Raw genomic sequence first — 18,769 nt, forward strand, 5'->3', positions numbered from 1 at the left:
CTCGGCTGCATGGCCCCCACCGCGCTCCTCGACGACCTGCGCGCCGCGCTCGGTGACGACGCCGTGCTCACCGACCCGGACCTGCTGCACCTGCACCAGCGGGACGAGGCCGACCTGTGCGCCGCCGGCACCCCGCTGGTGGTGACTCGGCCACGCACCACCGCGCAGGTGGTCGCCGTGGTCCAGGCCGCAGCGCGGCACGGCGTACCGGTGGTGCCGCAGGGCGCGCGGACCGGGCTGGCGGGCGCGGCGAACGCGGTGGACGGCGCGGTGGTGCTCAGCACCGTCGCGATGACCGAGATCCGGGAGATCGACCCGGTGAGCCGGATCGCGGTGGTCCAGCCCGGGGTGGTCAACGCGGCGCTGGCCGGTGCAGTGGCGAAGCAGGGCCTCTGGTACCCGCCGGATCCCGGCTCGTGGGAGTCGTCGACGATCGGCGGCAACGTGGCCACCAACGCCGGCGGCATGTGCTGTGTGAAGTACGGCGTGACCACCGAGTACGTGCTCGGCCTGGAGGTGGTGCTCGCCTCCGGCGAGGTGCTGCGCACCGGGCGGCGTACGGCCAAGGGGGTGGCCGGCTACGACCTGACCCGGCTGTTCGTCGGTTCAGAGGGCACCCTCGGCGTGATCACCGAGGTGACCGTGGCGCTGCGGCCCGCCCCGGCCGACTCGCTGACCCTGGTGGCGGTCTTCCCCTCCACCGCCACGGCCGGCGCGGCGGTGGCCGAGATCGCGGCTCGCGGGCTCACCCCCAGTCTGCTGGAACTGCTGGACCAGACCCACCTGCGGGCGATCGAGGCGTACCAGCCGATGGGGTTGCGGACCGAGGCGCAGGCCCTGTTGCTGGCCGCCGCCGACACCGGCACCCGGGCGGCGGACGACCTGGCCGCGCTGGCCGAGGTGTGCGAGGCCGTCGGCGCCGATGAGGTCTACGCGGCCACCGACGCGCTGGAGGCGGCGGCGCTGCTACAGGCTCGCCGGCTGGCTCACCCGGCGATGGAGAAGTTCGCGGCGGACGCCTACCCGGGCGGCAACGGTGGTCTGGTGATTGACGATGTGGCGGTGCCGCGCGGCGCACTGGCCGCGCTCCTGGACGGGGTAGCCCGGATCGCGGCCGAGTGCGAGGTGCCGATCGGCGTGGTGGGGCACGCCGGAGACGGCAACATGCACCCGAACATCGTGGTCGACCGGGCTGACCCGGCGAGCGTGCAGCGGGGCCGGCGGGCGTTCGACGAGATCATGCGGCTCGGCCTGGACCTGGGCGGCACGTGCACCGGCGAGCACGGGGTGGGCCTGCTCAAGCGGGACTGGCTGGCCCAGGAGATCGGACCGGTCGGCGTCCGGGTGCATCAGGCGATCAAGTCGGCGCTCGACCCGGCCGGCCTGCTCAACCCGGGCAAGGTGCTCTGAGCGGCTGTGGTCAGCCCTTGACCTCGGCCGGGGTCGCCTGGGTGAGCAGCAGCAGGATCTCCCCGGCGACCGGGGTGAGTTCCTCCCCCGGGCAGTCCTGCGAGGTGATCAGCCCGGTCGAGGTGATCAGGCTGGACGTCAGCGCGTCGATGCAGGTGGTCCGGTACCGCCGGGCCTGATCGGTCTCGTCGGCCAGCGCCGGGTTGGCGAGCAGCACCTGGAGCCGTTCGGTCAGCTCCGGTGCGAGGGTGCCCCGGGAGGTCACGCCGTCGCCGGCGCAGTCGATGCACTGCCACGCGCCGTTGCGCTCGACGCTCAGGGTGCGCATTGGCCCGTCCTCGCCGAGCCGTTGGAGCAGGCTGACCTGGCCGGCGGCGACCGTGGTGGGGATCTCCAGTTGCGTTCCACCACCCGCCACGCCGGCGGACGGTTGCGCCAACGGGGTGCCGGGCTTGTCCCGGTCGAAGAGCGAGCACCCGGTCAGGGCGCCGACCAGCGCGACGGCGAGCAGGGGTAGGAGCAGGCGTTGGCGCGCGCGGGGAAGCACGCGCGGAAACCTACCCCACCGTAGGTAGCGTCCGAAACCACCATCCGGGTCGGTATCGATGGTTACCCATTGGTAACGTCGCAATTCGTCATCTAGCGGATGGGCGCAGCTCCGCCTGATCGTCGTCGCCACCCCGATCGGCCGGGTAACCCCGGACGTCCGGAGCGTCCAGTCGGGCCGCGTCCGCCGCCGCGTCGTCCGGCATCAACTGGGACTGCCGCTCCGCCTCCACCCGGGCGCGGTAGTGCGCGACCTCGCGTTCCCGGGTCGCCGCATCCCAGCCGAGCACCGCGCCCATCAGTTCGGCGGCGTGCTCCGCCGACTCCAACCCCCGATGACTGGTCTCGAACGAGATCCGGGTGCGCCGGGTCAACACGTCCTCCAGGTGCAACGCACCCTCGGCCCGCGCCGCGTACGCGACCTCCGCCGCCAGATACTCCGGAGCACCAGCCAGCGGGGACCCCAGCAGCGGATCGGCGTCGACAAGCGCCAACAGGTCCAGCGTGAGGGTGCCGTACCGCTCCAACAGGTGCTCCACCACGCCCACCGGCACACCGTGCCGGCGGGCCAGGTCGGCCCGGTCCCGCCACATCGCCGGGTACCCGTCAGCACCGAGCAGCGGCAGGTCGGCGGTGCGCGACGGGCGCGCGCCCCCGAGCCGGCGGGCAGCCCGGTCCACCACGTCCGACGCCATCACCCGGTACGTCGTGTACTTGCCGCCGGCGACCAGCAGCAACCCGAGCATCGGCTCGAACACCGCGTGCTCACGGGACAGCTTCGAGGTCGAATCGGCCTCACCGGCCAGCAACGGCCGCAGCCCCGCGTACACCCCCTCGATGTCGGCGGTGGTCAGCGGCCGGTCCAGCACCGTGTTGACCTGCTCAAGGAGGTAGTCGATGTCGCGGGCCGAGGCGGCCGGGTGGGAACGGTCCAACCGCCAGTCGGTGTCCGTGGTGCCGATGATCCAGTGCCCGCCCCACGGAATGACGAAGAGCACCGAACTCGCCGTACGCAGGATGAGCCCCGTCTCGCCGGTGATCGCGGAACGGGGCACCACCAGGTGCACCCCCTTGGACGCGCGCACCCGGACGCCGGGCCGCAGACCCACGTCGTTGAGCATCCGGGACATGTCGTCGCTCCACACACCGGTGGCCGCGATGACGGTGCGGGCCTGCACCTCGAACTCCGCGTCCGGCGAGCCCGGCGGGGCTTCCAGATCCCGGACACGGACGCCCGTCACCTCGCGCGCCTGCCGGATCAGCCCCACGGCACGGGCACTGCTCACCACCGTGGCCCCGAGGCTGGCCGCGGTGCGGGCCAGGGTGACCACCAGCCGGGCGTCGTCCACCTGCCCGTCGTAGTAGCGGATCGCCCCGGCCAGCGCGTCGGCCCGCAGACTCGGGAAGACCCGCCGAGCACCCTCCCGGGTCAGGTGCCGGTGCAGGGGCATGCCCCGGCCACCGCCGAAGACCCCGGCGAAGGCGTCGTAGGCGGCCACCCCGGCCCCGTAGTACGAGCGGCGGAAGAGCCGGGCCGGCAGGTCCCGCAGACCCCGCCCGGCCGGCAGCGGCACCATGATCGGCACCGGGCGGACCAGGTGCGGCGCGAGCCGGGTGGCCAGCAGGCCCCGCTCGGTGAGCGCCTCGTGGACCAGGTGAAACTCCAACTGCTCCAGGTAACGCAGGCCACCGTGGATGAGTTTGCTGGACCGGCTGGACGTTCCGGCGGCCAGGTCACGCGCCTCGACCAGCGCCACCTTCAGGCCCCGGGACGCCGCGTCCAGGGCGGCGCCGGCACCGGTCACCCCACCACCGATGACCAGCACGTCGAAGCGCTCGGCACGCAGTCGACGCAGGTCGGACACACGGCGGACCGGTGAGAGCTGACCGGCGACGGATCGGGAGATATTGGGGTCACGCACCCGTCCACCGTAACCGCCGTGTCACCGCGTCGACATTCGCCGCCCGCCCCACCTGGCCCCAAATGCCCGTTTCACAACCACCGCCCCACGGAGATCTTGGACAGTTTCCGTTAGCTGGGCGGGCTCAACCGGTGGTTGCAACACCGAGTAGCTGGGTCATCTTCTCACCTGGGGTGGCCCAGCCCAGGGTCATGCGGGGGCGGTCGTTGAGTTCGTCGGCGACGTGGTCGAGGCCGGCCTGGTCGATGGTGGTGAAGTCGAATTGGCCCTTGGGGAAGTACTGGCGCAGCAGCCCGTTGGTGTTCTCGTTGCTGCCGCGTTGCCAGGGGCTGTGGGGGTCGCAGAAGTAGACCGGGCAGTCGGTGGCGATGGTGAAGTCACGGTGGCGGGCCATCTCGACGCCCTGGTCCCAGGTCAGCGAGGCCCTCAACCGTTGTGGGAGCCAGGTCATCGCGGTGGCCAGCTGGGACACGACGTGTTCGGAGACCTTGCCCTCGGGCAGCCCGACCAGGATCACGAACCGGGTAGCGCGTTCCACCAACGTGGCGATCGCGGAACCACCGCGCCCACCCCGACGGACCCCTTCGAGCAGGTCACCCTCCCAATGCCCCGGCACCGCCCGGTCAGCGACCTCGGCTGGCCGGTCAGCGATGCGCAGGTTCACCCAGGGCCTAGCTGAACGCACCGCCCCGGCGCTCGCCGGCCGGCGGCGGCGGGCGGCCCGACCCGAGCGCAACGCCATCTGCCGCGTCAAGTCCGCACGCAGATTGCCCCGCGCCTGCAGGTAGATCGCCTGGTAAATCGTCTCGTGCGACACCCACATCTCCGGCGTGTCCGGGAACTGCGTCCGCAGCCGGGCACTGATCTGCTGCGGCGAACGACGTCGTCGCAGCATATCCAGCACCACCTGACGCAACGGCCCGTCAACAGCCAACCGCGGCACCCGCCCGGACCGGTTATGCCGCAGAAACGACGCCCACTGCGCCATCAACGGCTGATACCGCTGCCCATAGCGCTCGAACCGACCCACCTCCCGCGAGATCGTCGACACCGACCGCCCCAACCTTCGCGCGATCGACCGCAACGACTCACCCGCAGCCCGACCCAACCCAATCTGCTCCCGCTCCAGCGGGCTCAACCTCGACGCCATAACCACCCCAACGACAATCACCGAAGGGTGTTGCAACCACCGGTTGAGCCCGCCCTGCTAACGGAAACTGTCCAAGATCTCGACGGTTCTTCAACGTGGCAGTCGGTTCGAAACCGTTCACCGTGGTCGTAAGGTTCTCGGATGCATGGTCAGCCCGCGTACCCCGGAATCAGCGCTCGCAATTCTCCCTGGCCGGTGGTCGCGGCCGTGTTGGCTGGCTTCTGGACGGTTGCGGTCACCGTGGGCACCCAGACCGGGGGCTGGCTCACCGATCAGCTGCTGCTGGGCTTCGGGCGCGACCGGATCGGCTGGCTCTGGCCGGTGCTCGGCCTGGTCACCGTCGTACTGGTGGGCACGCCCGCCCTGCTGCTGGCCGTCCTGCCCCGGTCGCTCGCGGTCCGGGCCACCGGGCGGGCCTGGCTGATCGGGGCACTCGCTCTCGGTGTGCTCACGCTGCTGCGGATCGTGCCGCAGGTGCACCACGAGGCGTACCTCGCCGCGCTGACCTGCGTGGCGGTCCTCTGCGCGCTCGCCGTGCGCTGGTCGGCGCGCGGGTCGGCGTACCCCGGGCCGGTCGGCGCGGTCGGCGGCCCGGCACCCGCCGGGAACGGCGACACCGCGCGACCCGAGGCCACCGGGCACGGCGACGCCACGCGGCCCGAGACCACCGCGAACAGCGACGCCACGCGGCCCGAGACCACCGCGAACAGCGACGCCACGCGGCCCGAGACCACCGCCCGGCCGGAGGCCACCGCGAACGGCGACACCGCGCGGCCCGAGGTTGTCGGAGAGCCGGCGCTGGTCGGGCGACGCCTGCGCCGGCTCGGCCCGGTGCCGCTGCTCGCGGTGGCCGCCGGGTTGGCGTTGCTGCTGCCGTGGGCCTGGTTGGGCGCGCTCGGCGGCCTCCTGGAGACCGTGCTCGCGGTGCTGGCGGCGGCCGCGCTCGGGGTGCTGGCCGCGACTCTGCTGGATGCCCCCTTCTGGTCCCGGTTCGCCCTCGGGCGACCGCCCCGGCCGGCTCGGCTGGTGCTGGTCGGCGGTCTGGTGGCCGGGGTGGCGCTGCTGCTGCTCGCGGCCGGCACCGGCCAGGCCGGCGCGCAGTTGCCCGCGCTGCTGACCCTGCCGCCGGTGGGTTTCGCGCTGGCCGCGCTCTGGGCGGCGGCCTGGCGGCCCACCACCGACCAGGCCGAGGCCGCGCGCGCCGGCCGAACCGCGACCGGCTGGCTCGTGGGCCTCGCCGCGCTCGGCCCGCTGGCCTTCACCGACCCGGAAGAGATCACCCTGCTGCTGGTCGACACCCGCGACGTTCCGTTCTGGGTGGCGGCCACCGCCGGCGTCGGGCTCGCCGTCGCGGTCCTGGTCGCCATCGGGTACGCGGTGCTGCTCGCCCGGCCGACGGCACGTACCCCGAACAGGCGGGTGGCCGCGGTGGCGGCAGTGGTACTGCTGGTGGCGTTCGGCGTGGTCGACCTCGGCCCCGGGCACCCGGGCCTGTACGGCGAGCGACTGTTCGTGGTGTTGCGCGCGCAGGCCGACCTGAGCGGCCTTCCGGCCGGTACGCCGGGCCGGGCCGGCCGGGACGCCCGCGCGACGGAGGTCTACCGGCGACTCGTGACGACCGCCGAGCAGAGCCAGGGCGACCTGCTCCGCGAGGTGAACCGGCTTCGACTCGACCCGGTGTCGTACTACCTGGTCAACGCCGTCGAGGTGGACGGCGGGCCGGCGGTGCGGGCCTGGCTCGCCCGCCGACCGGAGGTGGCCCGGGTGCTGGTCAGCCAGCGTCTGCGCCCGCTACCGGCCCCGGCCGGGCAGAGCCGGGGCAGCGCACCCAGGCCCACCGGCCCGGAGTGGAACATCCGCCAGATCGGCGCGGACCGGGTGTGGTCCCAACTCCGGGTCACCGGCGCGGGCATCGTGGTGGGCAGCTCCGACTCCGGGGTGGACGGCACCCATCCGGCGCTACAGGCCGGGTTCCGTGGGGGCGACGACTCCTGGTACGACCCGTGGGACGGCACCCGGAGCCCGACCGACCAGGGTGGGCACGGCACCCACACGGTGGGCAGCGCGGTCGGGCGCGACGGCATCGGGGTGGCCCCGGACGCGCAGTGGGTGGGCTGCGTGAACCTGGACCGCAACCTCGGCAGCCCCGGGCACTACCTGGACTGCCTCCAGTTCATGTTGGCGCCCTTTCCGGCTGGCGGCGACCCGTTCACCGACGGCCGTCCGGAGCGCGCCCCGCAGGTGCTGACCAACTCGTGGGGCTGCCCGCCCATCGAGGGTTGCGACCAGCGCGTCCTGCGGCCGGCCACTGCCGCGCTGGACGCCGCCGGGATCTTCGTGGTCGCCGCGGCCGGCAACACCGGCCCGTGGTGCGCGTCGATCGACGATCCGCCGGCGCCGTACCCGGACGTGCTGACCGTGGGCGCGGTGGACAACCAGCGGAGGGTCGCCGAGTTCTCCTCGCGGGGGCCGGTGCCGGGCGGCTCAGGGAAGCCCGACGTGCTGGCGCCGGGGGTGGGCGTGGTGTCGGCCATGCCGGGCGGCACGTACGCCGCGTTGGACGGCACGTCGATGGCGACCCCGCAGGTGGCCGGGGTGGTCGCGCTGATGTGGTCGGCGAACCCGGCGCTGGTCGGTGACGTGAACCGGACCCGGCAGATCCTCCGGGACACCGCCACGGCGGCGACGCCCACCTACCGTTCCCGCAATCCGTCCGACGCCTGCGGCACCCCGTCGAACGTGACAGGTGCCGGCCAGGTGGACGCCTACGCCGCCGTTCGCGCCGCCCAGCAATGATCGCCCCAGCAGAAGCAGTGATCGACGCCGCGCGAGCGGGGGTGCGACCCGACCCCCGGTGATCTAGGGTCGGCGACCATGGACGCCGAGATCACCCTCACCGAGCTGACCGCCGACCTGGTCCCCAGCGTCGTGCAGCTCTGCCAGCAGGCGCTGGACCTGCCCGAGGACGCCGCCGAAGCGGCAGCCATCGTGGACGTGCTCTGGCCCCGGGCCGCCGCCGCCGACCGGCCGGTGGTCGGGCTGGGCGCGTACCGGGGTGCGGACCTGGTCGGGGTGCTGCTCTGCTCGATGTCGTCGGCCGAGCCGGGGATCGGGCACGTGGACCTGGTCGCGGTCCGTGCGGATCAACGCCGTCGGGGCATCGGCCGGGCGCTGCTCCAGCGGGCCGAGCAGGTGCTCGCCGAGCGCGGGGCGACCGAGGTGCTGTTGGCCGGGAATCCGCCGTACTACGCGTGGCCGGGCATCGACGTCCGCTACACCCCGGCGGTCTGCGCGGCCCTCGCGCTCGGCTACCAGCAGGACCGGACCGCCTGGAACATGACCGCGGACCTGTCGTACGACGGGTCGCCGGCGCTGCGGTCCACCGAGGCGGCGGAGCGGCGGCTGGCCGATCAGGGCGTCACCGTTCGGCGGGCGGAGCCGACGGACCTGCCGGCGCTGACGGCGTTCGCCCGGTCCACCTTCGGTGGCACGTGGGATGGCGAGTTGGCCGGATCGGTGGGGCGCGCCGACGTCGGTTGCCACCTGGCGGAGCGGGACGGCGAGGTGCTCGGCTTCGCCGCGTACGGGTCGTCCCGGCCGAGTTGGTTCGGGCCGATGGGCACCGCGCCGGCCGCGGAGGGGTCGGGCATCGGCGGGGTGCTGTTGCGGCGCTGCCTGCGCGACCAGCGGGCGGCGGGGCTGGACCGGGCACAGATCGGCTGGGTGGGTCCGGTGCCGTTCTATTCGGGCAGCGCGGGTGCGCGGATCGAACGGGTCTTCTTCCTGTACCGGCGCACCCTACCGAAGGCGTAACCGGGGCAAACAGGACGTAGATCCGTTTGCCCGCAGCGGCCATCGACGCCCCCTACCGTTTCGGTAGAGGAGGCAGCCATGACCACGGATGACAACCAGACCGAGGACGGCCCGCCGATCACCTGGAAACCGGTCGGCGAGCTCCCCGGCCAGCTGCCGTTCGACCGGCTCGACTACGGCGACGCCGAGCAACTGGCCGAGATGACCACCGACGGTGAGTCGGCGGCGGCCGATGAGCCGCAGGAGATGGTGGACGCGCCGATCCAACTGCTTCCGCCGTACGACCGGGCACAGAAACGGCGCAACCAGCGCCCCCTGCCGACCTGACGACGAACGGGGCGGACCGCGTCAGCGGCCCGCCCCGTTCGGTGTGTCGGAACTGGACTCAGAAGTCCATGTCCCCGCCACCCGGGCCAGCCGGGGCAGCCGGGGTCTTCTCCGGCTTGTCCGCGACAACAGCCTCGGTGGTGAGGAAGAGCGCCGCGATGGAGGCGGCGTTCTGCAGCGCCGAGCGCGTCACCTTGGCCGGGTCGATGATGCCCGCGGCCAGCAGGTCGACATACTCGCCGTTGGCGGCGTTGAGACCGTGACCCGCTTCGATGTTGCGGACCTTCTCCACCACAACGCCGCCCTCAAGGCCGGCGTTGACGGCGATCTGCCGCAGCGGGGCGTCCAGCGCGACCTTGACGATGTTCGCACCGGTCGCCTCGTCGCCGACCAGGTCGAGCTTGTCGAAGGCGGTCTTGCCGGCCTGCACCAGCGCGACGCCACCACCCGGGACGATGCCCTCCTCGACGGCCGCCTTCGCGTTGCGAACGGCGTCCTCGATGCGGTGCTTGCGCTCCTTGAGCTCGACCTCGGTGGCCGCGCCGACCTTGATGACCGCAACGCCGCCGGCCAGCTTGGCCAGCCGCTCCTGCAGCTTCTCCCGGTCGTAGTCGGAGTCGCTCTTGTCGATCTCGGCCCGGATCTGGTTGACCCGGCCCTGGATCTGCTCGGCGTCACCGGCACCGTCGACGATGGTGGTCTCGTCCTTGGTCACCACGACCTTGCGGGCGCGGCCCAGCATGTCGAGGCTGGCGGCGTCGAGCTTGAGGCCGACCTCCTCGCTGATGACCTGGCCACCGGCGAGGATGGCGATGTCGGTCAGCATGGCCTTGCGGCGGTCACCGAAGCCCGGCGCCTTGACGGCGACCGACTTGAAGGTGCCACGGACCTTGTTGACCACCAGGGTGGCGAGCGCCTCGCCCTCCAGGTCCTCGGCGATGATCAGCAGCGGCTTGCCCGACTGCATGACCTTCTCCAGGATCGGGAGCAGGTCCTTCACCGACGAGATCTTGCTGTTGGCGATCAGGATGTACGGGTCGTCGAAGACGGCCTCCATACGCTCCGGGTCGGTCATGAAGTAGGCCGAGATGTAGCCCTTGTCGAAGCGCATACCCTCGGTGAGCTCCAGCTCCAGCCCGAAGGTGTTGCTCTCCTCGACGGTGATGACGCCTTCCTTGCCGACCTTGTCCATCGCCTCGGCGATGATCTCGCCGACGGTGCTGTCGCCAGCAGAGATGGAGGCGGTGGAGGCGATCTGCTCCTTGGTCTCGACGTCCTTGGCGAGCTTGGACAGCTCCTCCGAGACGCTCGCGACCGCAGCCTCGATGCCCCGCTTCAGGGCCATCGGGTTGGCGCCGGCGGCCACGTTGCGCAGGCCCTCGCGAACCAGGGCCTGGGCCAGGACGGTCGCCGTCGTCGTGCCGTCACCGGCAACGTCGTCGGTCTTCTTGGCGACCTCCTTGACCAGCTCAGCGCCGATCTTCTCGTACGGGTCCTCGAGCTCGATCTCCTTGGCGATGCTCACACCATCGTTGGTGATGGTGGGGGCACCCCACTTCTTCTCGAGCACGACGTTGCGGCCCTTGGGGCCGAGGGTCACCTTTACGGCGTCGGCGAGCTGGTTCATGCCCCGCTCGAGGCCGCGGCGCGCCTCTTCGTCGAACGCGATCATCTTGGCCATACGGCGTTGTCCTCCTGGACACTCACGGGCCACCCGAGATGTGTGCCCCGGATGGGCCGCCTGGTGTACGCACCTTGGGACGTCGCCACCTGGCGACGACGACGTCCTTCGGCCGGGCCGGATAGCCCGCGACGACCGGCCATGTGCTGCCCCGGCGTCTCCACGCCGGTGCAACCTGGCCCCACCGTCCCGACCATTGGCACTCACGGTATGCGAGTGCCAATGACTTGTTTAGCACTCTCCCCTGCCGAGTGCAAGCACGATGCCGCCGCTCAGCCGAGTTCCGCGGCCAGTCCCGCGGCGTTCACCGGCGCCTCATGGGCGCGCTGCTCGGCGTACGTCACCAGCAGGCCGATCAGCTGGGCGAGGTGAGCGGGCAGGGCCAGCAGAGCGGTGATCCCGATCACCACCACCGCCACGACCGCGGTGCCCGGTGCGGCGAACGGATCCGTTCCGAGCGCGGAGGTGACGACCCCTTCCAGGCCACCGGGGATCAGGGTGCCGACGATCACCGCCAGGACCACCAGAGCCACCCGCCCGAGCAGCAGACCGAGCCGGTCGTGGAACATCCGAAACGACCGACCGATCGGGTTGTTGCGCTCGAAGAGATAGACCGGGCCGGCCATGCTCAACGCGAAGGCCAGGTAGATGCCCGGCAGCACGCAGAAGCAGATGCCAACGCCGACCAGCAGGCTGACCAGCAGCGTCCAACCCCACAGCCCGAGCGCCCGACGCAGGCCGTAGCGCAGCGCCGACTCCAGGCTGACCGGCTGACCGACCGCCTGCCGCGTGATCACCCAGCTACCGGCGGCCCACCCGACGGCCTGCACCAACCCGATCACCAGGCTGCCGCCGACCAGCAGGACCAGGAGGCTCAGCAGATCGGCGACGAAGTTGTCCGGCAGCGCGGGGCTCGGGTTCGACCCGGTCTGGACGGCCCACTTCGCCGTCGGGTCCAGCCCGAGCGAGATCACCGAGAACACCGCCGCTGGCAGCACCTGGGTGAGCAGCATGATCGGCAGCAACTGCCGCCAGCCCCGGCGCAGCGCTCCCCCGCACCGGTTGAACCACCCGCCGAGGCCGGCACCGGGCGGCGTGACCAGCGCGTCGTTCGGGTCGAACCCGTAACCGGGCGGGTACCAGCCGAACGGCGGCCCCGGGTACCACGGCGGCCCGCCGTAGGGGCTACCCGGCCCAAAGGGCGGAGTCGGCGGGGGTGACTGGTCGGTCATGAACGCTCCTCAGCATCGGCTGGAACGGTTCACGATCTTCCCGGCTGCGCGCCCCTGCCGCAGCCCCGCCTCGGGGGCCGCTCGGCCAGGAAGGTCAGCCGATGACGTGAACCCGCTCCGCCTGCGGACCCTTCTGGCCCTGGGCGATCTCGAACTCGACCCGCTGACCGTCGTCCAGCGCCTTGTAACCGTCCATCTCGATCGCGGAGAAGTGGACGAACACGTCCTGACCGCCGTCGACGGCGATGAAGCCGTAGCCCTTTTCGGCGTTGAACCATTTCACGGTGCCCTGTGCCACGGTGCACTTCCCTCACTCTGCGCGGTCTTGCCTGACCCGGCGCACGGCGCAGCCGGGCGCCCCAGACCACCGATTCAGCGATCGATGACCGCCATTGAACAGGTGACCGAAATCGCACGCTACACGAGGAGTGACGGCCGCGCACGACCACAAATCAGGCATATTTCAAGCCGCAGCCCACCCCTGTGATAGGCATGCGACATGACCACCGACACGGGCTCGCCCCTGCGGCAGGCGCAGATCCGCCGGGTTCGGCCGGCGGACGCCGCCCGGATGCGGGCGCTGCGCCTGGAGATGCTCGCCGACGCACCGCTGGCCTTCCTGGAGACCCTGGCGGACGCGGCAGCCCGACCGCACAACGAGTACGCCGCGCGGGTCGCCTACACCTCCGCCGGCCCGAACAACGGACAGTTCGTCGCGGACCTGGGCGGCGGCCGGCTGGTCGGGCACGCGGGCGGGACCACAGCTCCCAACGAACCCGGGCTGACCGTGATCTACGCCGTGTACGTCACGCCCAACTGGCGGGGCAGCGGCCTGCTCGGCGAGCTGATCGACGGCGTGGCCGCCTGGTCACGCGACTGCGGCCGACCGGAGCTGCTGCTGGAGGTGGTGGTCGGCAACGACCGCGCCTACCGGGCCTACCAGCGCCTGGGCTTCACCGACACCGGCGTACGGGTCCCCCACCCCACCATCCCCGCCCTGACCGAACTACAGATGCGCAGAACCGCCTAAACCCGGGAACCAACCCAAGGCAGAACCCCGGTGATGTCCCAAAGCCGGATGCGTCAGCGACAACCGGTCCACGTCAGGGTTTCCGGGGCAGCCCGACCCGCGCAGGGATCAAGCCTGACCGCCCGGAGCGGGTCGGGCTGCCCCGGAAACCCCCAACCGCAACCACTACACGTGACGCCGCGACTGCACGATCCGGAACCGGTTCGCCACGTAGGCGCCGTCGGTCAGGGCCGAGTTGGCCGCCGCGTTGGCCCCACTGCCGTGGAAGTCGGAGAACGCCGCCGACTGGTTGACGAAGACACCGCCGGTGAGGTTGCAGGACAGGTGCACCCCGACCTCGACCGCCACCGCCTCGGCGGCGTCCAGCACCGCCTCGTCGGTCGAGTAGACCCCGGCGGTGAGCGCGCCCTTCTCGCCGACCGTCCGGCGCAGCAACTCCAGGCTGTGCGCGGTGGAGTCGGTCGCGATGGCGAACGAGATCGGCCCGAACCACTCCCGGCCGTACGTCTCCGCGTCGTCCGCGGTCAGCTTCACGATCGTCGGGGTACGCACCACCGCGTCGGCGTACGACGGGTGGGCCACCGCCCGCGACTCCAGCACCGGCTCGCCGACCTTCGTCACCTCGGCCAGCCGCTCCAGCACACCGTCGTTGACGATGGCCCCGGTCAGCTCCACGCCCCGGGCCGGGTCCGCGGTGAGCTTGCCGACGGCGGCGGCGATCCCGCCGGCCACCTCGTCGAAGCTCTTGTGCCCCTGGTCGGTCTCGATGCCCCCGGCCGGGATGAGGATGTTCTGCGAGGTGGTGCACATCTGCCCGCTGTAGAGGGTCAGCGTGAAACCGAGGTTGCGGCACATGCCGGCGAAGTCGTCGGTGGAGTCGATGACGACGGTGTTGAGGCCGGCCTTCTCGGTGTAGACCGACGCCTGCCGGGCGTGCGTCTCCAACCAGTCGCCGTATTCGGTGGAGCCGGTGAAGTCGACGATCTTGACGGCGCGGTGCAGGGCCAGGTCGCTGGCGAGCTTCTCACCGGGCGCCTCGGCCGCCAGCATGATCAGGTTCGGGTCGAACCCGGCCTCGGCGAGCACCTCCCGGGCGTACTTCACGGTGATGGCCAGCGGCAGCACCGCGCGCGGGTGTGGCTTGACGATCACCGGGTTGCCGGTGACCAGCGAGGCGAACAGGCCGGGGTACGAGTTCCAGGTCGGGAAGGTGTTGCACCCGATCACCAGCGCCACCCCACGCGGCACCACGTGGAACGTCTTGGTCATCCGCAGCGGGTCACCCTTGCCGGCGGCCTTCTCCCAGCCCGCCGTGCCCGGATGCCGGGTCATCTCGGCGTACGCGTACGCCAGCGCTTCCAGCGCCCGGTCCAGCGCGTGCGCGCCGCCGGCCTGGAAGGCCATCACGAATGCCTGCCCGCTGGTGAACTGCACCGCGTTGGCCAGCTCGAAGATGTGCTTGTGCAGCCGGTCGAGGATCTCCAGGCAGACGCCCACCCGGGCCTGCGGGCCGGCGTCGCGCCACGTCGGCAGCGCGGCGGAAGCGGCGCTGACCAGCTCGCCGGTGCCGGCGTGCGGGTAACGCACCGCCAACTCCAACCCGAACGGGCTCGTCTCGGTCGCGACCCGTGCGCCGCTGCCGGGCTGGTCGAGCGGAAAGTCGCCACCGAGGTACGCCTCGAAGGCGGCCTTACCGTCGGCGGCGGCGGTCTCGCCGTACACCCGGGGGCTGGGGGATTCCGGGTAGGCGGACCAGTAGCCCCGCTCCGTGATCGCGGTCAGCGCGCGGTTGAGGGTGTCGGCGTGCCTGTCGTACAGGGGATGCGGGGTCTCCGTCATGCCCGCCATCATGCATGACAGAGGTCCGCGAGCAGTAGCGCGAATGCCCGGCAGCGGCGCACGCATGACAGAGGTCCGCGAGCAGTAGCGCCGATACCCGTCAGAGCGTGAGCTGCCAGTCGGTCCAGGCGTCCACCGGACGGAAGCCGAGCTGTTCGTTGATCGCCACCATGTAGCTGTTGCTGGCCGCGTTCCAGGTGTCGATCACCTGTACCGCCGGTTCGTGGGTGAGCAGATGGTGCAGGTTCTCCGCCTTGGCGATGAGGCCGAGCCGGTGCCCCCGGTGCGCCGGGTCGACGATGGTGATCTGCTGGAACGCGTGCCAGTCGGCGGCGGCGCCCACGTCCAGCAGGGTCCAGGCGACGAGCCGGCCGGACTCCTCGTGCCGGATCCCCAGGTGGTAGCGCCGCCGACCCCGGGCCTCCAGCGCCCGTTCGTTGCCCCGGATGCGTTCGGCGTCGATCTGCTCCGGCTCCCACTGCACGTCGCCCATGGGCGCGTCGATCAGCAGCCGGCCGTCGAGGTAGGCGACGTCGGCGACGTACTCCGGTGGGATCGCCCCCTGCCAGCAGACCGAGTGGTAGCCCTCGGCCCGCGGGCGGGCTTCGGCCAGCGCCGCCCGCAACGCGACCCGGTCGATCGCGCCGACGTCGAGCCGGCGACGCACCTCGGCGAGGGCGGGTTCGGCTCCGGTCGCGGCGGCGAACGCATCGCCGGCCACGCTGCGGGCCGGCCCGTCGGGCAGCGCGGAGACGGCCATCGCCACCACCCGCTTGCGCCCGTGTGCGCGCAGCAGGCGCACCCCGTACTCGTGCAGGGCCCGGCCGACCCCCCGTCGCCGCAGCTCGGGATGCACCAGCAGCTCGGCGGTGGCGTTGTCGGTGTTGTCGAGCTGCGGCAGGTCCAGTTGGAGGTAGCCGGCCGGCACGCCATCCAGTCGGGCCAGCGCCCAGAGCGACCGGGTGCCGGGCATCGGCGTGTGGAACAGGGCGTCGAAGCGACGCCGGCAGAAGGGCGGGAAGTCCGGCAGATCGGCGTCGTTGGCCGCCGACCCGATCCGGTACGCCTCGTCGACCGACGCCCGGTCAGCGCCGTCGAACGACGCGATCGTGATGCTCATACCGGTGAGCGTGCACCCCGGAAAAGCGATCGGGCCAGCGAATTAATCGCTGGCCCGATCGAACGTGGTCGGGAGGGACACTCGCACAACGCCTCCGGCGTTGGGTCGCAAGAACTTCAAAAGTCTTCGGCGAAATGCCCTCCCGCACGGAGCATCTTGCGCCGTCCGGTTCCTGCCGTCAAGTCCGTAGCGGCGGGTTTTCCACACTCACAGCGAAAACCCAGTTACCGGGCGGATCAGCCGAGGAGGCCGGCGTCGCGGGCGGCGCGCAGCGAGGGCTTGATGTGGTGGGTCGGCCCGACCTGACCGGCCACTGCGTCGATGGTCTTCAGACCCTCGCCGGTGTTGAACACGACGGTCTCCGCCGTCGGGTCGAGCCGACCGGACTCGACCAGCTTGCGCAGCACCGCCACGGTCACCCCACCTGCGGTTTCGGCGAAGACCCCGGTGGTGCGGGCCAGATCGCGGATGCCCGCGCGGATCTCGTCGTCGTCGGCGTACTCCATCCAGCCGCCGGTGCGGCGGACCGCCTCCAGGGCGTAGAGGCCGGCCGCCGGGTCGCCGATGTTGAGTGACTTGGCGATGCCGGTCGGCTTGACCGGGATGATCGTGTCGGTGTCGGCGTGCAGGGCGGTCGCGATCGGGTTGCAGCCGGCGGACTGCGCGCCGAAGACCTTCCAGCCGTCGGCTGGCGCCTCGACCAGGCCGATCTCCACCAGCTCGGAGAACGCCTTGTCAATCTTGGTGAGCAGCTCGCCGCTGGCCATCGGAATGACCACCTGCGCCGGGATCCGCCAGCCGAGCTGCTCGGCCACCTCGTAGCCGAGGGTCTTGGAGCCCTCCGCGTAGTACGGCCGCACGTTCACGTTGACGAACGCGGTGTCCTCGAATTCGTCCGTCTCCACCAGCTCGCCGCAGAGCCGGTTGACATCGTCGTAGGAGCCGTCGATGGCGACCAGTTCGCCGCCGTAGACGGCGGTGGTGATGACCTTGCCCTGCTCCAGGTCGCTGGGGATGAAGACCACCGAGGGCACCCCGGCGCGGGCGGCGTGGGCGGCCACCGAGTTGGCCAGGTTGCCGGTCGACGCGCAGGCGAACCGGGTGAAGCCGAGCGCCTTGGCGGCGGTGAGCGCCACCGAGACGACCCGGTCCTTGAACGAGTGGGTGGGGTTGGCGCTGTCGTCCTTGACCCAGAGCGGCGCGGTGATGCCCAGCTCGGCGGCGAGGTGCGGGGCCGCCACCAACGGGGTCAGCCCCGGGTCGAGGGTGACCCGGGTGGCCGGGTCCTGACCGGCGGGGAGCAGGGCGGCGTACCGCCAGATGTTGTTCGGGCCGGCCTCGATCTGCTCGCGGGTGACGGTGGCCAGTGCGGCGGCCTCGTAGTCGACCTCCAACGGGCCGAAACACTCGTAACAGGCGTGCTGGGCGGCGAGCGGGTAGCGCGCCGAGCAGGCGCGGCAGACCAGGGCGCGGGCGGGGCTGGCCGAGGTGTCGATGCCAGCGGGGACGAGCGTCGACGTCATGTCGAGAGTCCTCTCATCTTTCCCCGCATCGCACGGTGCGGCGGGGACGGAATTGGCACCTGCCCCGCGGGTCGCTCAGCGGTGAGCGCGCGGGGTGGTTGCCGGGGCGTCGTCGGGCCGTATCCCTCAGCCCCTCTGGATGAGGTATTCAGTTGTGCCGTCGAGTCTAGGCAAAGCCGGGCGCGGCCTCCAGGGCGGATCCCAGGGAGTGGGTCACCGGGCGCTCACGGCCACGGGGTCGGTCACCGCGATCGGGTCCGTTACCGCGCTCGGCCGGGGCAGCGATGCGCTCCGGGGCCGGGCGGCCAGGTTCGCGGCGATCAGGGCGGCGATCGTGATGGCGGCCCCGACCAGCTCGACGGGTTCGGGGCGGTAGCCGCGGACGATCTGCACCGCGAAAGTGATCACCGGGACCAGGTTCATGAACAGCGCGGCGTTGGCGGCGCCGAGTCGCTGCACGCCGGTGTTCCAGGCCAGGACCGCGATCACGGCGCCCACGAGCGCGGCGTACGCCAACTGCGGGGCGACCGCCGCGAGGTCGGCGGCGCCCGGTGCGTGCTGCCAGCCGACGGCGTCGGCGCCGATGCTCAGGACGAGCATGGCGACCGTGCCGGCGAGCGCGGTCAGGGTGGTGAAGCGCAGCGGCGACCACTCGCCGAACCGGCTGGCACCGTGGGTGTAGATGCCCCAACCCAGCACCGCGCCGATCATCATCAGCCCACCGAGGCCGAACTGGCCGAGCCCGGCCAGGCTCCCCCGCGTGATCACCAGGCCGACTCCGACGAGCGCCACCAGGGAGAGGGCCAGCAGGAGGGGCTTCGGGCGTACGCCGTCGCGGGCCCAACGGACGAGCTGGGTGATCACCGGGGTGGTGGCGACGAAGAGTGAGATCTGCTGTGGGGCGGCGTGTTCGAGCGCAAGGCTGGTGAGCAGGTTGAAGCCGGCGAAGCCGACCACTCCGAGGACCACCACCTCCCGGGCCCGGCCACCAGGCCGCAGCGCGCCGGCACCCTCGCGGAGCAGCAGGATGGCGACCAGGACGACGACGGCCAGCAGGTAGCGCGCGGTGGTCAGGTTGAGCGGGTCGACCCAGTTGAGCGCGCTGGCCAGGATCGGGAACATCACGCCCCAACCGAGCACGGCGACCAGTGGGTACGCGGTGGCGCGGGATCGCAT

Annotated in this window: 15 protein-coding genes and 1 riboswitch; of the genes, 5 read left to right on the forward strand and 10 right to left on the reverse strand. The window is 71.8% G+C overall.

Features of this window, described 5'->3' with window-relative positions; translation table 11 throughout:
* Window positions 1–9 precede the first annotated feature (9 nt).
* The gene (locus tag EV382_RS23095) at window positions 10–1,410 is read left to right on the forward strand and encodes an FAD-binding oxidoreductase (protein ID WP_130405088.1); all 1,401 of its coding nucleotides are present in this window, start codon (window positions 10–12) and stop codon (window positions 1,408–1,410) included.
* Window positions 1,411–1,420: 10 nt separating this feature from the next.
* Here the strand turns inward: EV382_RS23095 and EV382_RS23100 are convergent, their stop codons facing one another.
* The 3 genes from EV382_RS23100 to EV382_RS23110 form a co-directional block, all read right to left on the reverse strand.
* Window positions 1,421–1,957 (reverse strand): hypothetical protein, encoded by a 537-nt coding sequence (locus EV382_RS23100; RefSeq protein WP_130405090.1) that lies wholly within the window; start codon window positions 1,955–1,957, stop codon window positions 1,421–1,423.
* Window positions 1,958–2,045: 88 nt separating this feature from the next.
* Window positions 2,046–3,863 carry a glycerol-3-phosphate dehydrogenase/oxidase gene (locus EV382_RS23105; RefSeq protein ID WP_130409116.1) on the reverse strand — a complete coding sequence of 606 codons (1,818 nt, stop codon included), beginning with the start codon at window positions 3,861–3,863 and terminating at the stop codon, window positions 2,046–2,048.
* A gap of 139 nt (window positions 3,864–4,002) precedes the next feature.
* Complete coding sequence (locus EV382_RS23110; RefSeq protein ID WP_130399851.1) at window positions 4,003–5,028, reverse strand: IS30 family transposase; 1,026 nt, start codon at window positions 5,026–5,028, stop codon at window positions 4,003–4,005.
* Window positions 5,029–5,169: 141 nt separating this feature from the next.
* On the opposite strand from EV382_RS23110, the gene EV382_RS23115 reads away from it, so the two are divergent.
* The 3 genes from EV382_RS23115 (at window position 5,170) to EV382_RS23125 (ending at window position 9,168) form a co-directional block, all read left to right on the forward strand.
* Window positions 5,170–7,824, forward strand: a complete 2,655-nt coding sequence (locus EV382_RS23115; RefSeq protein ID WP_130405092.1) for a S8 family serine peptidase — start codon at window positions 5,170–5,172, stop codon at window positions 7,822–7,824.
* Window positions 7,825–7,902: 78 nt separating this feature from the next.
* A complete protein-coding gene (locus tag EV382_RS23120; protein ID WP_130405094.1) occupies window positions 7,903–8,841 on the forward strand; it encodes a GNAT family N-acetyltransferase in 939 nt (312 codons plus the stop codon).
* A gap of 78 nt (window positions 8,842–8,919) precedes the next feature.
* Entirely contained in the window at window positions 8,920–9,168 is a 249-nt protein-coding gene (locus tag EV382_RS23125; protein WP_130405096.1) for a hypothetical protein, read from the forward strand.
* A 58-nt stretch (window positions 9,169–9,226) separates the two neighbouring features.
* Here the strand turns inward: EV382_RS23125 and groL are convergent, their stop codons facing one another.
* From groL to EV382_RS23140, 3 genes are all read right to left on the reverse strand, one after another.
* Window positions 9,227–10,849, reverse strand: a complete 1,623-nt coding sequence (groL, locus tag EV382_RS23130; RefSeq protein ID WP_124860372.1) for a chaperonin GroEL — start codon at window positions 10,847–10,849, stop codon at window positions 9,227–9,229.
* 272 nt (window positions 10,850–11,121) lie between these two features.
* Window positions 11,122–12,081 carry a hypothetical protein gene (locus EV382_RS23135; protein ID WP_130405098.1) on the reverse strand — a complete coding sequence of 320 codons (960 nt, stop codon included), beginning with the start codon at window positions 12,079–12,081 and terminating at the stop codon, window positions 11,122–11,124.
* Between the two features lie 94 nt (window positions 12,082–12,175).
* The gene (locus EV382_RS23140; RefSeq protein ID WP_130405100.1) at window positions 12,176–12,379 is read right to left on the reverse strand and encodes a cold-shock protein; all 204 of its coding nucleotides are present in this window, start codon (window positions 12,377–12,379) and stop codon (window positions 12,176–12,178) included.
* 201 nt (window positions 12,380–12,580) lie between these two features.
* Here EV382_RS23140 and EV382_RS23145 point away from each other — a divergent pair, with 201 nt between their 5' ends.
* Window positions 12,581–13,111, forward strand: coding sequence for a GNAT family N-acetyltransferase (locus EV382_RS23145; RefSeq protein ID WP_130405102.1), 531 nt, complete (start codon window positions 12,581–12,583; stop codon window positions 13,109–13,111).
* A gap of 165 nt (window positions 13,112–13,276) precedes the next feature.
* Here the strand turns inward: EV382_RS23145 and paaN are convergent, their stop codons facing one another.
* The 4 genes from paaN to EV382_RS23165 all read right to left on the reverse strand — a co-directional run bounded on the left by paaN (window position 13,277) and on the right by EV382_RS23165 (window position 18,769).
* On the reverse strand, window positions 13,277–14,950 hold the full coding sequence (paaN, locus tag EV382_RS23150; protein ID WP_208758479.1) for a phenylacetic acid degradation protein PaaN: 1,674 nt from the start codon (window positions 14,948–14,950) through the stop codon (window positions 13,277–13,279).
* A 100-nt stretch (window positions 14,951–15,050) separates the two neighbouring features.
* Window positions 15,051–16,070 carry a GNAT family N-acetyltransferase gene (locus EV382_RS23155; protein WP_130405106.1) on the reverse strand — a complete coding sequence of 340 codons (1,020 nt, stop codon included), beginning with the start codon at window positions 16,068–16,070 and terminating at the stop codon, window positions 15,051–15,053.
* A gap of 236 nt (window positions 16,071–16,306) precedes the next feature.
* On the reverse strand, window positions 16,307–17,593 hold the full coding sequence (gene thrC, locus EV382_RS23160; protein ID WP_130405108.1) for a threonine synthase: 1,287 nt from the start codon (window positions 17,591–17,593) through the stop codon (window positions 16,307–16,309).
* A gap of 10 nt (window positions 17,594–17,603) precedes the next feature.
* Window positions 17,604–17,739, reverse strand: a riboswitch (SAM riboswitch).
* Window positions 17,740–17,806: 67 nt separating this feature from the next.
* The gene (locus EV382_RS23165) at window positions 17,807–18,769 is read right to left on the reverse strand and encodes a DMT family transporter (protein ID WP_130405110.1); all 963 of its coding nucleotides are present in this window, start codon (window positions 18,767–18,769) and stop codon (window positions 17,807–17,809) included.

It is taken from the genome of Micromonospora violae, assembly GCF_004217135.1.
Classification (GTDB): Bacteria; Actinomycetota; Actinomycetes; order Mycobacteriales; family Micromonosporaceae; genus Micromonospora; species Micromonospora violae.

Coding starts and splice junctions, on each gene's coding strand:
- EV382_RS23095 (WP_130405088.1), top strand. CDS start 10: ATGGCCCCCACCGCGCTCCTCGACGACCTGCGCGCCGCGCTCGGTGAC.
- EV382_RS23110 (WP_130399851.1), bottom strand. CDS start 5,028: ATGGCGTCGAGGTTGAGCCCGCTGGAGCGGGAGCAGATTGGGTTGGGT.
- EV382_RS23115 (WP_130405092.1), top strand. CDS start 5,170: ATGCATGGTCAGCCCGCGTACCCCGGAATCAGCGCTCGCAATTCTCCC.
- EV382_RS23120 (WP_130405094.1), top strand. CDS start 7,903: ATGGACGCCGAGATCACCCTCACCGAGCTGACCGCCGACCTGGTCCCC.
- EV382_RS23125 (WP_130405096.1), top strand. CDS start 8,920: ATGACCACGGATGACAACCAGACCGAGGACGGCCCGCCGATCACCTGG.
- groL (WP_124860372.1), bottom strand. CDS start 10,849: ATGGCCAAGATGATCGCGTTCGACGAAGAGGCGCGCCGCGGCCTCGAG.
- EV382_RS23135 (WP_130405098.1), bottom strand. CDS start 12,081: ATGACCGACCAGTCACCCCCGCCGACTCCGCCCTTTGGGCCGGGTAGC.
- EV382_RS23145 (WP_130405102.1), top strand. CDS start 12,581: ATGACCACCGACACGGGCTCGCCCCTGCGGCAGGCGCAGATCCGCCGG.
- paaN (WP_208758479.1), bottom strand. CDS start 14,950: ATGACGGAGACCCCGCATCCCCTGTACGACAGGCACGCCGACACCCTC.
- EV382_RS23155 (WP_130405106.1), bottom strand. CDS start 16,070: ATGAGCATCACGATCGCGTCGTTCGACGGCGCTGACCGGGCGTCGGTC.
- thrC (WP_130405108.1), bottom strand. CDS start 17,593: ATGACGTCGACGCTCGTCCCCGCTGGCATCGACACCTCGGCCAGCCCC.
- EV382_RS23165 (WP_130405110.1), bottom strand. CDS start 18,769: ATGCGATCCCGCGCCACCGCGTACCCACTGGTCGCCGTGCTCGGTTGG.